The sequence below is a fragment of the Candidatus Cloacimonas sp. genome (assembly GCA_039680785.1).
Classification (GTDB): domain Bacteria; phylum Cloacimonadota; class Cloacimonadia; order Cloacimonadales; family Cloacimonadaceae; genus Cloacimonas.
In genome coordinates, this window is sequence record JBDKSF010000122.1 from 13,996 (window position 1) to 31,915 (window position 17,920).

The 17,920-nt window shown below is 41.1% G+C and carries 12 protein-coding genes; 7 read left to right on the plus strand and 5 right to left on the minus strand.

Translation table 11 applies throughout. From position 1 onward, the window contains the following. Window positions 1-364: 364 nt before the first annotated feature. Window positions 365-4,615 carry a chitobiase/beta-hexosaminidase C-terminal domain-containing protein gene (locus tag ABFC98_08640; GenBank protein MEN6446083.1) on the minus strand — a complete coding sequence of 1,417 codons (4,251 nt, stop codon included), beginning with the start codon at window positions 4,613-4,615 and terminating at the stop codon, window positions 365-367. Window positions 4,616-5,167: 552 nt separating this feature from the next. Here ABFC98_08640 and ABFC98_08645 point away from each other — a divergent pair. The 7 genes from ABFC98_08645 (at window position 5,168) to ABFC98_08675 (ending at window position 13,320) form a co-directional block, all read left to right on the plus strand. Then, entirely contained in the window at window positions 5,168-6,070 is a 903-nt protein-coding gene (locus ABFC98_08645) for a phosphate acyltransferase (GenBank protein MEN6446084.1), read from the plus strand. Between the two features lie 5 nt (window positions 6,071-6,075). Beyond that, the gene (locus tag ABFC98_08650; protein ID MEN6446085.1) at window positions 6,076-6,984 is read left to right on the plus strand and encodes a phosphate acyltransferase; all 909 of its coding nucleotides are present in this window, start codon (window positions 6,076-6,078) and stop codon (window positions 6,982-6,984) included. Beyond that, complete coding sequence (rpiB, locus tag ABFC98_08655; protein ID MEN6446086.1) at window positions 6,981-7,412, plus strand: ribose 5-phosphate isomerase B; 432 nt, start codon at window positions 6,981-6,983, stop codon at window positions 7,410-7,412. The genes ABFC98_08650 and rpiB overlap by 4 nt, the downstream gene beginning before the upstream one ends. Next, the gene (glyA, locus tag ABFC98_08660) at window positions 7,412-8,704 is read left to right on the plus strand and encodes a serine hydroxymethyltransferase (protein MEN6446087.1); all 1,293 of its coding nucleotides are present in this window, start codon (window positions 7,412-7,414) and stop codon (window positions 8,702-8,704) included. The genes rpiB and glyA overlap by 1 nt, the downstream gene beginning before the upstream one ends. Window positions 8,705-8,775: 71 nt before the next feature. Further along, window positions 8,776-9,693, plus strand: coding sequence for an exopolyphosphatase (locus ABFC98_08665; protein MEN6446088.1), 918 nt, complete (start codon window positions 8,776-8,778; stop codon window positions 9,691-9,693). Between the two features lie 264 nt (window positions 9,694-9,957). Beyond that, window positions 9,958-10,311: an HIT family protein gene (locus ABFC98_08670; GenBank protein MEN6446089.1), complete on the plus strand. Its 354-nt coding sequence runs from the start codon at window positions 9,958-9,960 to the stop codon at window positions 10,309-10,311. 9 nt (window positions 10,312-10,320) lie between these two features. Continuing rightward, window positions 10,321-13,320, plus strand: a complete 3,000-nt coding sequence (locus ABFC98_08675) for a S8 family serine peptidase (GenBank protein ID MEN6446090.1) — start codon at window positions 10,321-10,323, stop codon at window positions 13,318-13,320. A gap of 1,758 nt (window positions 13,321-15,078) precedes the next feature. On the opposite strand, the gene ABFC98_08680 is transcribed toward ABFC98_08675, so the two are convergent. The 4 genes from ABFC98_08680 to dapB form a co-directional block, all read right to left on the minus strand. After that, window positions 15,079-15,516 (minus strand): Hsp20/alpha crystallin family protein, encoded by a 438-nt coding sequence (locus ABFC98_08680; protein ID MEN6446091.1) that lies wholly within the window; start codon window positions 15,514-15,516, stop codon window positions 15,079-15,081. A gap of 264 nt (window positions 15,517-15,780) precedes the next feature. Next, a complete protein-coding gene (locus tag ABFC98_08685; GenBank protein MEN6446092.1) occupies window positions 15,781-16,401 on the minus strand; it encodes a helix-turn-helix domain-containing protein in 621 nt (206 codons plus the stop codon). Continuing rightward, entirely contained in the window at window positions 16,389-17,177 is a 789-nt protein-coding gene (gene dapF / locus ABFC98_08690) for a diaminopimelate epimerase (GenBank protein MEN6446093.1), read from the minus strand. The genes ABFC98_08685 and dapF overlap by 13 nt, the downstream gene beginning before the upstream one ends. After that, on the minus strand, window positions 17,171-17,920 hold the full coding sequence (gene dapB / locus ABFC98_08695; GenBank protein MEN6446094.1) for a 4-hydroxy-tetrahydrodipicolinate reductase: 750 nt from the start codon (window positions 17,918-17,920) through the stop codon (window positions 17,171-17,173). Before dapB ends, dapF begins: the two co-directional genes overlap by 7 nt.

The window sequence follows — 17,920 nt, forward strand, 5'->3', positions numbered from 1 at the left end:
GGCATTATAACACTGCCTATTCTACCCAAAGCCATCCTTGTCATTAACCCTTATGCTGATTTAGCAATTCCCGAACGCTTCCCGAACGACCATAAGAGCAGCGTTAGGGAAGTGTTTGGTAAGTGTTACGGTGGCATAAGATAAAGGCGTAGGCAGAATGTAGTTATGGCAGGAGAAATTACACTTGGGAGTTTACAAATTTGGTTGAGGAAAATTTAGATAGGTATTCGGGTATCGAGTGTGAAAAGTTTTGCAGCAGAAAAAGAACTTGATTGTTCCTTTTGGCACTGCTGTAGTTATGGGCAAAAAAGAAGGTGGAGACATAATCTCCACCTCTTTGTATTATTTTGGGATATCGTGCTGTTTAATTAGTGGCGAAAACGCGGTAGAATTTCTTATTAACCGATATTCCGCTATAGAAAAGATTGGGAGTGGTAGTTACAGTTGTCCAAGTTCCATAAGGATCATCTGCGGATTCCACCCGATAATTTGTGGCACCGGAAACAGCGTTCCAGCTTAAATTTATCGTTCCTCCCACCTGACTGATATTAATTATTGGCGCTTCCAAAATTCCCGCTGCGGGGGTTATATCTGCCAGAAAACGGGGGCTAAATTGCATTGTATCATTATATTGGCCTCCCAAACAGACAATATCTACCGGAGTAGTAGGAATGGTTGTTCCAGCATAATCGGCGCCGGGGAAAGTTCTCATTATTAAAGTTCCGGAGGCATCCGTGGCAGTGATGTTTTCTGCCGTGGCAGCAAAAACACCTGTAGTATTGGGGGTCAAAGTAACGCCATAAATTTTTAGCATTCTTGCCTGATCGGCTGAAGTGATGGTTGCCAAGGTTCTCGTTACTGGAACAATGGTATTATTATGAGAAGTGGCGGCACCCGGATCGGCAAGAGGAACAAATTGCAAAAGACCTGAATATACAGATAAAGTTCCCGTAATGCCAGTAATGCCGTCGTAGAGAGCATAAGTGGTTGTGATTATGCCGCTTGGGTCGTCAATAACGATGGCTGCTGTAGCATCCTGAACATATTTTTGATTGCGATTTGCTTGCTGGAAAGTAAGAACTGCTTGTCCAGTAAGACGATAGGCACTGCCTACGGTTCCGGCTCGGAGTTGGGCTATGGTGGCTACATTTTCCGGAAAATCATAAAAAGCAGTGGCGATTGCCGAAGGTGAAAAACCGGTGGCATAACCCTTGGCTTTTATGGTTGTATCTGAACTGACGGGAATTGGGGCGCTGTAAACATTAGAGGACTCCGTGGGCTCGGAACCATCTGTAGTATAGTGAATAACAGCTTCCGGAGTAGTTGTGCTGATTGTAACATTGATAGAACTGGCATAAGTACCGGCAGGTGGATTGAAAACAGGCGTAACTACCATATTGCCAAAGGTATGAGTGCCAAGATTGGCTATGTAATCTATAGCATAAACAACCCACTGACTATCTTCTGCTGTAGTTCCGGCACTGGCTGCCCAATCCAAAGTGCCTTGTGTAATAGTCGGTTTACGAATGATAGTATGATCTAATGTAGCATTTGTAGTTCCTGCCACATTCCATGCAGTTCCCGGGTCTGTTCCAATCGTGCCGATAACATCTATCCTGGTGGAATCAGCCCCCACTTTTTTGTAAAGCAAAAGAGCATCGTCTCCATTATAATAAGTAACGGTGGAAGTTATATCCGCTTGACCCAGTATGGTTGCATTGGAACCAGCATTGGCAATAACATAAACATCCATATAATTGAGAGTGCCAGCTAAATTCAGAGGATTTGAAGGTGTTGAAGAACCGTTGGCAAAAAGGCAGACCCAATAATTACTCAAGTCAATCGGTCCACCTGTGCCATTGAAAATTTCAAATGCTTTATTATTACTGCTGCCTTCTAAATATTCTGAGAAAAACAAGTCATTTGCCATTCCGGGCTGAGGTGTGGCAGTTCCACTCACAAATAGTTGATGTTCAGTAGCATAAGTAGTATTGTGGGAAATTACACCGTTAAAAGTTCCTGCTCCTGATGCATTCATCCGCACATAAACATTGCCGTTAAAATTATAACTTAAGGACAATGATGTAGCCCAATTACCTGTGCCAGTAGAACTTAATTCAAAAGGATAAGCAGTGGTTATTTGAATGGGTTCAACGGCTCCGGGTGCACTTAAAGTGTAGGACTGAACTGCAGAAGGAGTTCCTGCTTCGGAACTAAAAGGAGTCAAATTGCCTGAAACATTCCAAGAAACCGGTGCGGGAAGCGCTTCTCCCGTAACCAAAACATTAACTGGTGTGGCTCCTGGACTGGTATGAACAATGTTGCCTTCGTATTCACCGATGGCAGAAGCCAACATCCGCACATAAATATTAGCATTGAAATTAGCCGGGACAGATATACTGGAAGCCCATCCTTCCGTTTGTGAAGTAGAAACCTGAAAGCCATTGGGAGCTGAAACTGTGATGCTGCCTAAAATATTGGTTCCGCTTAAAACATAGTCCCTTGTTTCGTCGGAAGGCAAATTTACAATGCTTTCCAAAGGATCAAGTTCGGGTGTGCTGGTATGAATTATGGGAGTTGGCATTGGAGTTCCTTCCCAAAGTTTAGCCCAATTATTAGTTACTCTGATTCCGTCAATTTTGGCTATGGGAGTGTTAGTTCCTTGGCGAATGGCGATTGAGCCAATTCCTGCAATGTCGGTTCCGGAAAAATCAGCTGCAGTAAGTTGCGCGGCTGGTTCAGTAGCTCCGATAACAGGATTTACCCACATAAAGACCTCATCGTTTGCTGCTCCCGAAACGATAACATATTTCATCACAATCAGATAAGTAGTGTTTAGAGCATAGCTGTAAGGAGTTGCCGCAGCTTCTGAAAATGCACCTGCTTTGGTAACACCAAATCTTAAGTTATCGGAAGCGTCCTTTTGGACAAATACCCTGCCTTTAAAGTCAGATACACAGGGATTAGTTGCAAAATGGAAGAAATAATCAGCGGTGGTTTTGGCTTCAGAAGCATTGAACAGAAAAGCAGCGTAAAAAGTTCCCGTTGTCATATTGGTAAAGGTCTTGTTAACATCTTCCGCGGAACCGGAAAGAACTGTCTGTGCCGCTAAACCCTGATAAGCATAATAACCGGGATAAACCAAACCTTCATTGGCTACGATGGCAGGATGGGAACCTGCACTACTATGTGCATTCCAACCGTTGGAAGTTAATGTTGTTCCCGCAGTGTAATTAAATTCCTCAGCGAAAAGAGTAGTAGGAACATTTGGGTCTGTAACTGTTCCGTTTACAGCTAAGTTTTGAGTTGGGGCTCCTGTGCTACTATGGACAATGTTGCCAGTAAAAGTTCCTGCCGAAACACCCGTTAAACGGACATAAATAGTTCCGCTGAAATTACTTGCCAAAGAAAGAGTGGAAGTAAAAGTTGTGTCATTGGTGGAAAGATTAAAACCAGCGGGAGCAGTTATACTAATGGCGGAAGTTAAGAAGCGTCCCGTTAATGTATAACTTTGTGCGGCTGAAGGAGTTCCCAAAATTGTACTGAAATCATTTAAATTGGCAGTAATGTCTATCAGTGGGGAAGGAGCTGAAACTGTTCCTTCCACGGCAAGATTTATAGCAGTTGCTCCTGTGCTGGAATGAACTATATTGCCGGAAAAAGTTCCTGCCGCGGTTCCGGTTAAACGCACATAAACAAGCCCGTTAAAATTATTGGCTACGGTTAGAGCGCTCGAAAAAGTAGTGTTATCAGTAGATAGAGCAAAACCGGTGGGAGCGGTAACAGTGATGCTTCCGGTTAAATTTTGCCCGCTCAAAGTGTAGCTCTGAGCCGTTGAAGGAGTGCCGGTATAAGTGGAAAAAGGAGTTAAAGTTCCACTAACTACTATGGTGGGTGAGGCAGTTCCTTCGGCAGTTATGCTTACATCGTCAATACCCAATGCCTGTGCATAGGAAGTATAAGTTCCAGTAGTTACGGAATAATTCCAAGCAAGATATAAAGAACTTCCTGCGGTAAGAGAGTAAGCTAAAGTGGCATTTACAGGAACTGTTGCTCCCGGAGCAGAAGCATAACCATTAGTTGTAGCATCAGCTGGGAAAGAAGTTAAAAATGAACTTCCTGCACTTGTCCAAGTAGTTCCATCAGCGGAATAATACATTTGGATGGAAAAACCAGCTGAATTAGTGCCCATCCGGTATTTTTCCACATTATAACTGATAGCGAAAGAGTTGATTGTCGTGGAACCGTTATTACTAAGCTGAACATATACATTACCACTTTTTGTGGCAGAACTGGAAGATAAAAAACCTACAGCACGATCAGTTGCTGTTGTGGGATCACCAGCTCCGAAATTGTAAATACCGTTTCCGGCAGAATCAGTCATACTATTACCACCATTTCTTTCTGTGGCAGTTACAGCTGCAGAATATGTTCCAACCAATCGGACTGTGGTATTTTTATCTGCTTTCCAACTGGCAGGCATTGTTGCAGTGGCGGAAGTTCCTAAAACATCAAAATTTTGAGTAAGCGTTTGCCCGGATTGGATATTTACCTGAGCAGACAAACTTCCTAAAAATGCAAGGGCTAAAAGCATTACAAATAAGGTCTTTTTCATAATTCCTCCCTGTAGAATTAAGCTATTTTTATCTGATACCTAAATTTACTCGTAAAAGATAATCTAATTAAATATGGCTATGCCGTCAAGTAAAATTATCGCTTACAGATTATTTGGGTTTTTTACACCGAGGACACAGAGGATAAATGAGAGCACCGAAAAGAAGATATGATGAGGCAGAGTTCGTCTTCTGACAATGAAGAAAAGATTTTAGAAACAAGGATTTAAGGATTAGAGGATTTTAAGGACTAAGGGACTATAGGAGTTATAAGTTTATAGAGTTATAGGAGTATAGGATTTATGAGGTTATTAGTATTTTTTGAGGTTTTTTTCCTTATGCAGGAAAAAGTAACAATAGCAAATCCTGTTGATTTTTTCCATCTAAATCATCCTTTAAATCTGTGTCCATATCAATCCTTGGAAAACAAAAACTTGACAAAATTAAGATTTGATAACATACAGCACAATTAAGCTACATAGAGGATAGGAATTAGTTTTCCCACATAGCAAAAAAGAATTTTATCTAAAGAAAAGTATAAAGGACAAAAAAATATGCCGATTAGCAAGCTTGACCAAATGTTCGATGTTTTAGCTACGAAACCTAAAAAAAGGATGATAGCTGCTTGGGGAGTTGATTCACATACAATTTTAGCAGCATATATGGCTGTAGATATGGGGCTTATTGAAGCAACTTTAGTTGGTGATGAAAAACAGATACTTTCTGTTTGCAAACAGCAAAATCTTGATTGTTCATACTTTAACATTGTTCCCTGTTCCACAGATGTTAAATCCGCTTCTTTAGCTGTAGATATGATTAACCAGGGTGAAGGTGATTTTTTAATGAAAGGCCTGCTTTCCACCGATCGTTATATGAAAGCCATTTTGAATAAGGAATGCGGATTGATGGATCCGGGGGCCATTCTTTCGCATGTAACGGTTACGGAACCGAAAAATTATCATAAATTGTTGATAGTTGGTGATGTAGCCATTATACCATTGCCGGATTTAAATCAGAAGATTGCCATCACCAATTATTTGATTAAAACGGCGCATTTATTAGGAATTGAAAAGCCAAAAGTAGGGCTTCTTTCAGCCAGCGAACAAGTTCTTCCCAAAATTACTTCTTCTGCGGACGCGGCTATTATTGCCAATATGGCTAAGCGCGGTCAAATTAAAGGAGCCATTGTAGAAGGTCCTTTGGGTTTTGATATGATCATAGATAGAGAAAGTGCACTTATTAAAGGTGTGGATAGTCCTGTCTGCGGAGATGCGGATTGCATTCTTTTTCCTAATATTGAAGCTGGCAATACTTTTTATAAGACCATCATCAAACTGCTGAAAAGTGAACTGGGAGCAATAGTTATGGGGGCGCGGGTGCCCTGTGTGTTAACTTCCCGGGGAGATAGTGAACACAGTAAATTATATTCCATAGCTTTAGCGGCTATGTTGGCGTAAAATAAATGATTACGAAACTATCTGAACTGTCAGAAAAAGCTAAAAACAGCGGCAAAAAAACCCGCATTGCCGTTGCCGTTGCAGAAGATAATAATACTATAAATGCCATAATTAGAGCCACTCAAGATGGATTTGTAAAGTCCATCCTGATTGGGAATGAAGCTAAAATAAAAGATTTAATACCGGCTGATATAGCACCTAACAGATTAGAAATATTGAACATAACTGATTCAGGCAGGGCTGTTCAGGAAGCGGTTAAAATGGTCCGCAACAACGAAGCGGATGTTTTAATGAAAGGTCTGATTGGCACTGAGACATTTCTGAAAGCTGTTTTGGATAAAGAAAAAGGGCTTCTTCCTCCCAAAGCGGTGATGAGTTATGCTTGCGCCATTGAAATTCCTAAATATCATAAATTATTGTTTGTAAGCGACACCGCAGTTTTGATTGAACCCGATTTAGACCAAAAAATAGCTATGATCAATTACAGCGTGGCGATGGCAAGAAAGTTTGGCATTGAAAAGCCCAAAGTTGCCCTCCTTTCAGCCACGGAAAAAGTTACTGCCAATATGCCTGAAACAATTGATTATTCGCTGCTTAGCAAAATGGCGGAACGCGGACAGATAAAAAATTGCCTTGTAGATGGTCCCTTAGACATTTTTCTTGCCTGCGATCCCGAATCTTTAGCTATCAAAGGAATTCAAAGTCCTCTGGAAGGCGACGCGGATATTTTAATATTTCCCAATCTGGAAAGCGCCAATAGTTTTTATAAAGGTCTGATGCTTTTTGGAGCAGGAGAATTGGCAGGCCTAATTTGCGGAACGACAAAACCAGTGATAGTTATGAGCCGCAGCGAAAGCGAAAAATCCAAATATTACTGTATAGCCCTATCTTGTTTGATGGCGGAGGAAAAATGAAAATAGCCATTGCTTCAGATCATGCTGGCTTTGAACTGAAAGAGGCAATCAAAAATGCCTTTCCGGAAATTGAATTTGAGGATTTTGGCACGCACAGCACTCAGAGTATGGATTATCCAGATACTGGCTATCCAGCCGCCAAAGCAGTTTCCACAAAACAATGTGAAAAGGGCATCCTTATTTGTGGCAGCGGAATTGGTATGAGCATTACTGCCAATAAGGTCTCCGGAATTAGAGCCGCATTATGTGTAAATACAGATGTAGCGCGGCTTTCACGGCTTCATAACGATGCCAATATTTTGGTTTTGGCAGGCAGGTTTACCGCCGTTCCTTATGCCATAGAAATCACTAAGGTCTGGTTAAATACATCCTTTGAGGGTGGAAGACATATAAATAGAATTAATAAAATACATCAAGGAGAAAGGTAATGAACCACATTCAAAAAACCGATCCGGAAATTTACGCCGCCATTATGAATGAGCTAAATAGAGAGCGTGAAAATCTGGAACTTATTGCCAGCGAGAATTTTACATCCATGGCTGTTTTGGAAGCCCAGGGTAGTATTATGACTAATAAATATGCCGAAGGTTATCCCTACCGTTGGAGTAAAAAAACCGGAACCATCAATTATAAGCTTTACGGTAGATATTATGGGGGTTGTGAATTTATCAACGATGCTGAACGATTGGCAATTGAAAGAGCGAAACAAATTTTTGGAGCCGAGCATGCGAATGTTCAGCCCCACAGCGGTTCGCAAGCAAATATGGCTGCCTATTTTACTTTAGTAAAACCGGGGGATACAGTTATGGCTTTGGAACTTTCGCATGGAGGTCATTTAACGCATGGTCATCCTCTTTCCTTTAGTGGACAGCTTTATAACATTGTTCCCTATGCAGTTAACAAAGAAACGGAACAGCTAAATTATGATGAATTGGAAGCTTTAGCAGTTGAACATAAGCCCAAAATGATTTTAGCAGGTGCCTCCGCTTATCCGCGTAAACTGGATTTTGCCAGATTTCGTGAAATCGCCGATAAAGTAGGAGCCAAGTTAATGGTTGATATGGCTCATATTGCAGGACTTGTAGCTGCCGGTTTACATCAAAGTCCTGTCCCTTATGCAGATATTGTTACAACCACAACTCATAAGACATTACGCGGTCCGCGCGCCGGACTTATTTTATGCAAAGAAGAATTTGCCAAAGAAGTAGATAGCAAGGTATTTCCGGGTGTGCAAGGCGGTCCTTTGATGCATATTATTGCGGCAAAAGCAGTTGCTTTCCAAGAAGCGCTTCAGCCAGAATTTAAACTTTATCAGCAAAAAGTAGTGGAAAATGCTAATGCTTTAGCCAATGCCTTAATTAACAAAGGTTTCAAACTGGTTTCCGGCGGAACGGACACTCATTTAATGTTGATTGATTTGGGACCTGAAATTAATGGCAGTCCCAGTGGCAAAAAAATGGAAGAGGCACTTGATTTGGCAGGAATCACGGCTAACAAAAATACGGTTCCTTTTGATACGAGAAGTCCATTTGTTGCTTCCGGAATTCGTTTAGGAACGCCAGCCGTTACAACTCGCGGCATGGGAAAAGCAGAAATGGAAATAATAGCCGATTTAATTAAAAGAGTGTATGATAATATTGATAACGAGGAATACTTGCAAGCGCTGAAAAAAGAAGTGCATTCTTTAACTGAGCGGTTTCCACTTTACCCAGAATTATAGCGGGAGGAGACAAAAAGTAGCCCAAAGATGCCAATCTCCAGCATAAATTAAACTTAAGGGAAACAACTACAATGATTGTAGAAGCATTGGACATTGGTTCCAATTCCCTAAAGTGTCTCATTGCAGACAAAGGGGAGAAGAGTTTTAATTGTTTAACGGACCTTAGAATTCCTCTTCGTCTGGGTTCCTATCTTACCCCAAAAGGAGATATTTCTGAATTGGGACAAAATAAGGCAATTTATGTTCTAAAGTGTTTGCAATTAAACATAATTAGAGCTTATAAAGTGGAAGAAATAATTGCCGCGGGCACCGAGACCTTTCGTATAGCATCCAATAAGAAAGAATTTGTCAGAAGAATATATATACAGAACTGCTTGGAAGTGAAAATTCTTTCTCCAAAACAAGAGGCAAAATTAGAATGGAAAGGCGTGTTGAGCGGTTTGCCCAATCCTTTGCAGTCAATAACCGTTTTTGACAGCGGGGGTTTTAGCACGGAAATCATTTCGGGCAGTGGGGGACATATTCAAAGCAGCCAAAGTTTTCCTTTAGGCGCACTTCAGCTGACCAAACAATTTGTGAAAAGCGATCCGATTTCCACGCAGGACTATAATAATTTGATATCCTATATTAATGGCGTTTTACCTGTTTCCATAACTACCAAAGATACTTTAATCGGAACCGGAGGAGGGGCTTTTGTTTGTGCCTGCGTTGCCTCAAAAGGCAAAATTAAAACCCCTCAGCAAGCTGATGGCTATGAAGTTACTTTAGCGGAACTGCAACGCCAAATTGAATTATACAAACAAACAGACCTAAAACAACGCGAAAATATTGCCGGAATGGAAAAAGAAAGAGCGGACATAATGTTAGCCGCTGTTTTGCTTTTTTCCGCGCTGTTAAAAATTAGCGGAAAAGATAAATTTCGCGTTTCCACCAGAGGACTCAGGCACGGAATGTTGACAATGCCAAAATGGTATGTCTGCCCCATCTAAAAGTTTGAAATAAGGATAATCTATACCAATCTAACTTTTGCATTATGAAAACCTGTTTTGATGCGGGCAAAGCATACCTGCAAGAATCATATCATCCTCGCGTCATTCACTTCTCTTCCGCTCCTCGTTGAGGAGGAGTAGAGGAGGGGTGGAGGACGGGAGGATGAGGAGAGACAAGTATAGAACTTGATGTTTGATAAGTAATTATATCATTTGGAGATTAGCAAGAACTGGATTATTATATAACAAAGAGGTAATAAAAAGATGGCGTGTGAATTTTGTAACCTTGATTGTTCTATATACCTTGCCGAAAACGAGCATTTTTTTGCAATTTGGGATAAATATCCGGTCAGTAAGGGTCATACTTTGATAATTGCCAAACGGCATACTCCCGATTATTTTGCTTTAACTGAAGCGGAAGTTGTTTCATTGCAGGCAATTACAATAACTGTGCAAAAGCTGTTGGCGGAAAAGTATAATCCGCAGGGCTACAATTTGGCGATGAATTGTGGTTCTGCTGCCGGACAAAGTATCCCCCATTTTCATTTACATATCATTCCCCGCTTCCAGAAAGATGGCAAAAACATCTTTAAAAGGAGCCGCGAATCAGTTTTTTAGGAGGTTAAAATGAAGCACTTTGCTCTGCTTTTATGTTTGCTACTGACAATTTCTCTTTTTGCTTATGATTTGAATGACAGAGAAGGAACCGCGGTTTTTAAAATTAAGCCAGAAATGCGTTCCGCTCTGCAAAAAACCCATAATCGCACTGGTATTGCCACAATTGATGAGAAACTGCAGAAATTACAGGTCTCATCCATCCACCCTAAATTTAATCTATCTTCTCAAAAGAGAAATAATTGTGAGCTGGAACTGATTTTTACGGTGCAAAGTTCCTACCCTCCTCAGACAATTGTAAACTTGCTTGCTACAGACAATTATGTGCAATATGCGGAAATTGTTTATCCTGATAGCGTTTTTGCCATTCCCAATGATGAACATTATGCAGAGTCACTCTATTTTTCTTCTCTGGAAGCAGAGACCGCTTGGGATATTCATAAAGGCGAAAATGGCTCAAATTCTGTGCTGCTTGCCATTGTAGATACCGGCTGCCGATGGACTCATCCAGACCTGGCAGAAAATATTTGGCAAAATTTAGGCGAAGATGTAAACGACAATGGATACACAATTTATTATAACGGAAGCACTTGGGTTATGGATGCGGGAGACCTAAATGGAATTGATGAGGACGGAAATGGGAAAATTGATGACCTGATTGGCTGGGATTTTATGCTTACCAGTTCTGGCGATGAGGCAAATAATCCCTTTGAAAACAGCGGACATGGAACTACGGTTTGTGGAATTGCTTCTGCCAGAACAAATAACACAATTGGGGTTAATTCCCTTGCCTGGAATTTAAAAATGCTGCCCATATCCTGTAGTTTCCCAGGTTCCAGCTCTATATATAAAGGTTACGATGGCATTATTTATGCTGCAGAAATGGGAGCCGATATCATAAATTGCAGTTGGGGTGGCTCCTCTTTTTCTTTCTCAAATCAGGAAGCCATCAATTATGCCTATTCTTTGGGCTCAACTATTGTTGCCTCTGCTGGAAACAATAATAACGCTATCCCCGTCTATCCTGCTGCCTATCAAAATGTTATAGCTGTTGCCGCTTTGCAAAATAATGGGGTAAAATCTTCCGTTTCCAGTTATGGTTCTTTTGTTGATGTGGGCGCTCCTACAGGTTCAGTGGGAACAGTGACTGCCAGTGGATATACAACTGTAAGTAATGCAACATCTTATGCCAGTCCGGTGGCAAGTTCTTTGGCAGGATTAATCCAATCCTATCTTCCGGAAATAAGTCAAACGGAACTGAGAGATAGAATTAAAGGTAGCTGCGATGATGTGGATGCTGTAAATCCTGGTAGAGAAAATCTTTTGGGGGAAGGAAAACTTAATGCCCGCCGTGCTCTGCAGGAAAGCAACCCTCTTCCTGATGCTGAAATTCGGCTTGCTTTAATAGAAAATAGAGGAGCAACCGATGCTAATGGAAATTTAGCGGTTGAGCCAGACGAGACATTTTCGGTCAATTTGCTGTTAAGAAGCTACGGAGAATATGCTTCCAATGGTAATTTTACGCTTTCCACAGGCAATGCTAATGTTAATATCCTCTCCGGAAGCCACAGTCAAAATATTCCTGCTGATGGTTATCTTCTTCTGGAAAATGTATTTAGCATTTATGTTTTGCCAAGTGCTACTTCTCAATATGTTACTTTTACTTTGAATACAACTGGCGATTATCCTGTGGTTGCCGGAGCTAATTTGTCCTTTAGCATTTTAATCAATGCGGGAGGAATATTTGTGTGGGAAGGAGTTGCCGGAGGAAGAGATATGAGCGGGACCTTTATTAAAAACACTTTGCAGGATTTAGGTTATGACTGCGTTTACGGAACTACTTTCCCCAGTTCGTTTTACAGTTTTGAAGCGGTCTTTTTAAGTTTTGGAGCAGTGGGCAGTAACATTGTTCGTTTTGATAACCTACTTATGTTCAATGCGTTGTCCAGTTATTTAATTTCTGGCGGAAAAGTATATATTGAAGGCGTGGATGTGGTCGGATTCGATTTTGGATACTATCTTCCGGATGTTCAAGGCGAGCAAGATGCGGATGAAGTTCTTTGGCCCCTCTTGGGAATAGTGAATGCTGAAGATGGACAAACCAATGCTATAAATAATCTTAGTGGCGTTGCTAATACCCCAACTTCTGGAATGATTTTTACTGGCTCCACACAAACTATGGTGGATTATATAGACCGTTTTACGGCTGTTTATCCTTATGCCAGAAGTGCTTTTGAGGAAAGTGATTACGGATGTGTGGCTGTTGCCAGCGCCGGTGGCTATAATGAACGCAGCTTTGTATTTAGCTATGCTTTAAGTGAATTAACGGATGGAACTTATCCCAATACGAGAGCAAACCTCTTGGAATGCATTATGGATTTCTTTACGGCAGAAGAAGTTACCCTGCCTGTAGAACTTACTGCTTTCTATGCTGTCTTTGTTAGTGGTGCCAATATTTTTTGGAATACGGCTTCTGAAACTAATCTCGCGGGCTATAATCTCTACAGAAACGATAAACCAGAATTTGCTTCTGCCCTAAAATTGAATGCTTCCATAATTTCTGCAGTAGGCGGTGCAAGTGGTTATCAATATAGCTTTTATGATTCTGAATTGCCCTTTGCCGATACACTTTACTATTGGCTGGAAACAATTGCCTATAATGGAATTAACGATGTTTTGGGTCCGATAGTTCTTATTTTACCTGATCCTGAACCAGAAAATCCTCCTCTGCCTCCTGAAAAAATTGAATATTTGCATAGCTATCCCAATCCCTTCAGTTCGTCTGTGGCATTGGAATTAAAACTTAGTTCTGCCTCTGAAGCTAAAATATACATCTATAACATTAAAGGACAGCTAATTAGGAAAATGGACACTATTCCTTTGGAAACAGGCCAACAACATTTTACCTGGGATGGCTTGGATAATAAAAAAGGTGCTGTTCCTTCCGGTATTTACCTAATGATTGTTAAAAGCGAGCAAAGAACAATCATCCACAAGCTTCTGAAAATGTAACTGGAGGGGGGGTGTGTAGCCGGAGCTCGCTGAAGCTCCGCAAAAAAAGTGTAAAGGGGTCGCGGGGTCTTGGGGTCGAGGGGTCGAGAGGTCTTGGGGTCGAGAGGGGGGTGTGTAGCCGGAGCTCGCTGAAGCTCCGCAAAAAAGTGTAAAAGTGGAAAGGGGTCGAGAGGTCTTGAGGTCGAGGGGTCTTGGGGTCTTGAGCTGAAACCCGGTGTGTAGCCGGAGCTCGCTGAAGCTCCGCAAGAAAGTGGAAAAGTGTAAAAGTGGAAAGGTGAAACAAAGGATACATTTTTGTTGCAACCTGATAGATAGAAACCACCAGAACCGAAATAAATTATATCCTTGCTTTAATTCCTTTGCTGGCTCATTTTTCCCAATGGTGGCGTCCTTCTTGTAAGGGAAAATTACATTCAGCATCCATTTATTTATTCTCTTGTTCAAAAAGCCCCTGAGGGCGACATAATCATAGCGATGGTGGCGTAAGCCCCTCGTAAAAAGATAGATACGATCGTTATCTCTTGTTATTTTGCTACCTGAAAAAGCCCCTGAGGGCGACATAATCATAGCGATGGTGGCGTAAGCCCCTCGTAAAATGAATGATACAATCGTTATCTGTTTTTATTTCGCTACCTGAAAAAGCCCCTGAGGGCGACATAATCATAGCGATGGTCGTGTAAATAATCTGTCGGTTTTAAGCAGTTGGCTGTTGGCTGTCGGCTTTAAGTCAAAATCGGCCTATTCTATGAGATTATTAATGACCTTATTAAAAGATAGGAAAAAGAATGAAACTGGATGGAAGATCACAAGAAAACCGATTTTAACTCAAAGACCGCTACAATCATAGCGAGGGTGGAGTAATCCCCTCGTAAAATGAATGATACAATCGTTATCAGTTTTTATTTTGCTACCTGAGAAAGCCCCTGAGAGCGACACAATCATAGCGATGGTCGTGTAAATAATCTGTCGGTTTTAAGCAGTTGGCTGTTGGCTGTCGTCTTTAAGTCAAAATCGGCCTATTCTATGAGATTATTAATGACCTTATTCAAAGATAGTAAAAAAGAATGAAACTGGATGGAAGATCACAAGAAAACCGATTTTAACTCAAAGGCCGACACAATGATAGCGATGGTGGCGTAAGCCCCTCGGGGAAAAACACATAACGAAAAAAGACAGTCCCAGCGGAACGACAGATATTAACAACGGATTTTAATCCAGTGCAATGAAGGACAGGGGAAAAAGTCCCAGCGGGACGACAGATTGAAGCGACGGGTTTTAACCCGGTGCAATGAAGGATAGGGGGAAAAAGTCCCAGCGGAACGACAGATATTAACAACGGGTATTAACCCGGTGCAAAGATGGACAGGGGAAAAAGTCCCAGCGGGACGAAAGATATTAACAACGGATTTTAACCTGTTGGCAAAAACACAAGAAGATTGATGTTTTCATCAACCACTTCACTCGCTCTATTGTTTAGCGTTTACTTTAGAGTGCCAAAACTGGTGCACTTTTAAATTCCTTTGGCATCCTCATCAATTACTTCACTCGCTCTACTGTTTAGCGTTCACTTTAGAGTGCCAAAACCGTTTCACATTAAAATTCCGTTGAAAATCAACCACTACTTACACTTTATGTTTAGCTGCACTTTATACTTTTACATCTTTGCAACACTTTTCTTGATTCGAAAAATGGCTTTGACTACAAAAAAAGGACTGCGCCGGTTAAGCGCAATCCTCATATTTTGTTTTTGGTCAGAGATTACTGAATGCTAATCTCTTTCTTGGGAGAGGGTTCTTTCTTTGGAATAGTGAGTTTCAGGACACCGTCTTCCATCTTGGCGGAGATTTTGGAACTCTCTACATTTTCAGGAAGAACCAGATTTCTGCGATAGCTGCCGCTATATCTTTCACAGCGATAAATGGTTCCCTTGGTTTCTTCTTTGGTTGTATCGCAATTTGCCTCGATAATCAGTTGATTGTCGTGAATACTGATCTTTACATCGTCTTTCTTGAATCCGGGCAGATTTGCTATCACCTGAAATTCTTTATCCTGTTCTACTATATCCATAGCCATCGGGCGGAAATTATCATCTCCTCCTTCTTCTTCGTAGAAACGATTGAAGAAATCGTCGAATAAGCTGAGCATATTGCTCATTGGTCTTAATTCATTTGTTCTGCGATAAGGTACTATTTTCATTTTGAACCTCCATATTTTTTATAAGTTCACTAATTATTATAATCGGGTTTTTCAAAAAAGCAAGAAAAAAATTAGCAATCTAATCAAAAGAGTGCTAAAAATGTTATTAACCAATGGCTAACTATCTGAAAATTATTATGTTATGAGATATAAATTTTTTTCGGAAGGTATAAAAAAAGGAGGTAAGGGGACAGTTTAGGATTGCCCATCCCCAAATTGCCATAAACAAGTTAACGAATTTGGCTTCAGTTCTTATCGGTAGGGTTAATGGATGGGGACATTCAGAGGGCTTTCACCCAAAATATTGCCAAGATAATCGGTTGTATCTGGTGGAACGGTTTTTTTATCTAACTTCTCAGTTGGTATAGTGTTACTTTGAGGAATTGTTTCGCTGATGGCGCGTAAACGTTGACGCAAAGTATCCGGTTTGTTCTCTGTTTTTTCTTCCACCACATTAACTGCAGTTGTATCTGGTTTTGAAGCAGAAAAGAAATTCGGCATTTTAAGCCAGTTTTGTTGATAGGCATAAAATAAAATGGAACCCAAAACAATGATGATGATAATAATCCCCAGCATCCACATAAAATTAGTGGAGAGCATAATCTTTTTTTCTTTCACAGTGGTAACGGGTTTGAATTCCGGTTTTTTGCTTTCTGGCATCAAAATGGAAAATGCCTTCATCACTGCATCAACATCAGCTTCCAGAAAGCGCGCGTAATTATAAACAATGGCTTTAGCTATGCCATAGGGACCAAGGTCGGATAAGCGATTTTCTTCGATTGCTTTTATCTGTTCTTCGCGGAAACGCAATTCATTCCAGATATCCTTATAGCTGTATCCACGCTGCAAACGCAATTCCTGCAAATACTTACTTAGATTTTCCAAATGTATTTACCCTGAAAGGTCTCGTTAACTTCGCCGCTAAGTAGATAACCACTTTCCGAAGCAGTTATTTCAACCGTTCCTCCTGGCATCGTTACATAGACCTCATTATCCAAAATCCCTTTCCAAATTCCGCTAAACACAGATGCAGAAGCTCCCGTTCCACAAGCAAGAGTGGCTCCGCAACCTTTTTCCCAGATTTTTATCGCTATTTTATTTTTATTTAGCAAAGAAGCAAAGTGGACATTAACTGTCTCCTCAAAACCACTATGATGTTCAATCAGCGCTCCGTATTTAAACTGGGGTTCATCGGTCAAATCATCTTTCCAGATGATAAAATGCGGATTGCCAATTTTTATCAGATCACCTGTAAATCCCTCTGCAATATAATTATTTTTCAGCATTTCGGGCACACCGAGATTAACGGTTATGGTTTTATCTGCATTTATCCGGCATTTTTTTTCGCCGGAATCGGTAAGAATCCTAAATTCCTTTTTTGCCGTTTTTTTATGCAGCAGCCAGGTTACGCAGCGTAAAGCAGAACCACACATTTCAGCTCTTGAACCGTTGGCATTGTAAATAATCATTTGAGCATCACAAATTGGGTATGGTTTTAGCAGAACCAAACCATCCGCCCCCACGCCAAAATGTGGTTTACAAACATCTTCAGCCAGCGAAGGGAAATCGGTTTCCGCCAGTGCATTGGTTTCGGGGACAAAGTAATCCACAATTACAAAATCGTTACCTTGTGCCTGCATTTTGAGAAAAGGGATCAGCATAAAATATCCGCAATCATATCGTTAAAGGTGAATATGCCCTTGCGGACATTAATCCATTTAGCTGCTTGTAAAGCGCCTTTGGCAAAAGTGCTGCGGGATCGGACACAATGGCTTAGTTCTATGGTTTCGGCTTCGCTGTCAAAACCAACTTTATGCGTTCCGGGGAAAGAGCCGGCTCGTAAAGAAGCAAAATGTAATTCTTCCGGCTCAATTTTTCGGTAGGCAGGATCAAACAGGACTTTCTTTTTACGCTGACTGTTGGCTAAAATGGTTTTGGAGAGCTCAATGGCAGTTCCGGATGGACTATCTGCCTTTTGATTATGGTGCATTTCCAAACCGTAAACATCATAATCTGAAAAACGATCAAATGCCTTAGTCGCTTCCGCTACCAAACGGTTAAAAATATTCATTCCGATGGAAAAATTGGCTCCATAAAGAAAACCTGTTCCCGCTTGTTCCACCAATTTTTGCACTTCGGCTAAATTTTGAAACCAGCCGGTAGTGCCAACTACCAGGTTTTTTTGGCAAAACAGCACTTTCTGGATATTGTTTAGAATTACGGAAGGGTGGCTAAAATCAATACAGACCTCCGCTTCTCCGATGGTTTGAAGTGAAATGTCACTGTGGCAGTTATCTTGGCGAGGGTCGATAATGGAAACGACTTTGCAATCGTAGTCATTTGCCAGATCAGCGATCATTTTTCCCATTTTCCCGTAGCCAATCAAGCACAGTTTTAGTTCCAT

Coding starts and splice junctions, on each gene's coding strand:
- ABFC98_08640 (MEN6446083.1), bottom strand. CDS start 4,615: ATGAAAAAGACCTTATTTGTAATGCTTTTAGCCCTTGCATTTTTAGGA.
- ABFC98_08645 (MEN6446084.1), top strand. CDS start 5,168: ATGCCGATTAGCAAGCTTGACCAAATGTTCGATGTTTTAGCTACGAAA.
- ABFC98_08650 (MEN6446085.1), top strand. CDS start 6,076: ATGATTACGAAACTATCTGAACTGTCAGAAAAAGCTAAAAACAGCGGC.
- rpiB (MEN6446086.1), top strand. CDS start 6,981: ATGAAAATAGCCATTGCTTCAGATCATGCTGGCTTTGAACTGAAAGAG.
- glyA (MEN6446087.1), top strand. CDS start 7,412: ATGAACCACATTCAAAAAACCGATCCGGAAATTTACGCCGCCATTATG.
- ABFC98_08665 (MEN6446088.1), top strand. CDS start 8,776: ATGATTGTAGAAGCATTGGACATTGGTTCCAATTCCCTAAAGTGTCTC.
- ABFC98_08670 (MEN6446089.1), top strand. CDS start 9,958: ATGGCGTGTGAATTTTGTAACCTTGATTGTTCTATATACCTTGCCGAA.
- ABFC98_08675 (MEN6446090.1), top strand. CDS start 10,321: ATGAAGCACTTTGCTCTGCTTTTATGTTTGCTACTGACAATTTCTCTT.
- ABFC98_08680 (MEN6446091.1), bottom strand. CDS start 15,516: ATGAAAATAGTACCTTATCGCAGAACAAATGAATTAAGACCAATGAGC.
- dapF (MEN6446093.1), bottom strand. CDS start 17,177: ATGCTGATCCCTTTTCTCAAAATGCAGGCACAAGGTAACGATTTTGTA.
- dapB (MEN6446094.1), bottom strand. CDS start 17,920: ATGGAACTAAAACTGTGCTTGATTGGCTACGGGAAAATGGGAAAAATG.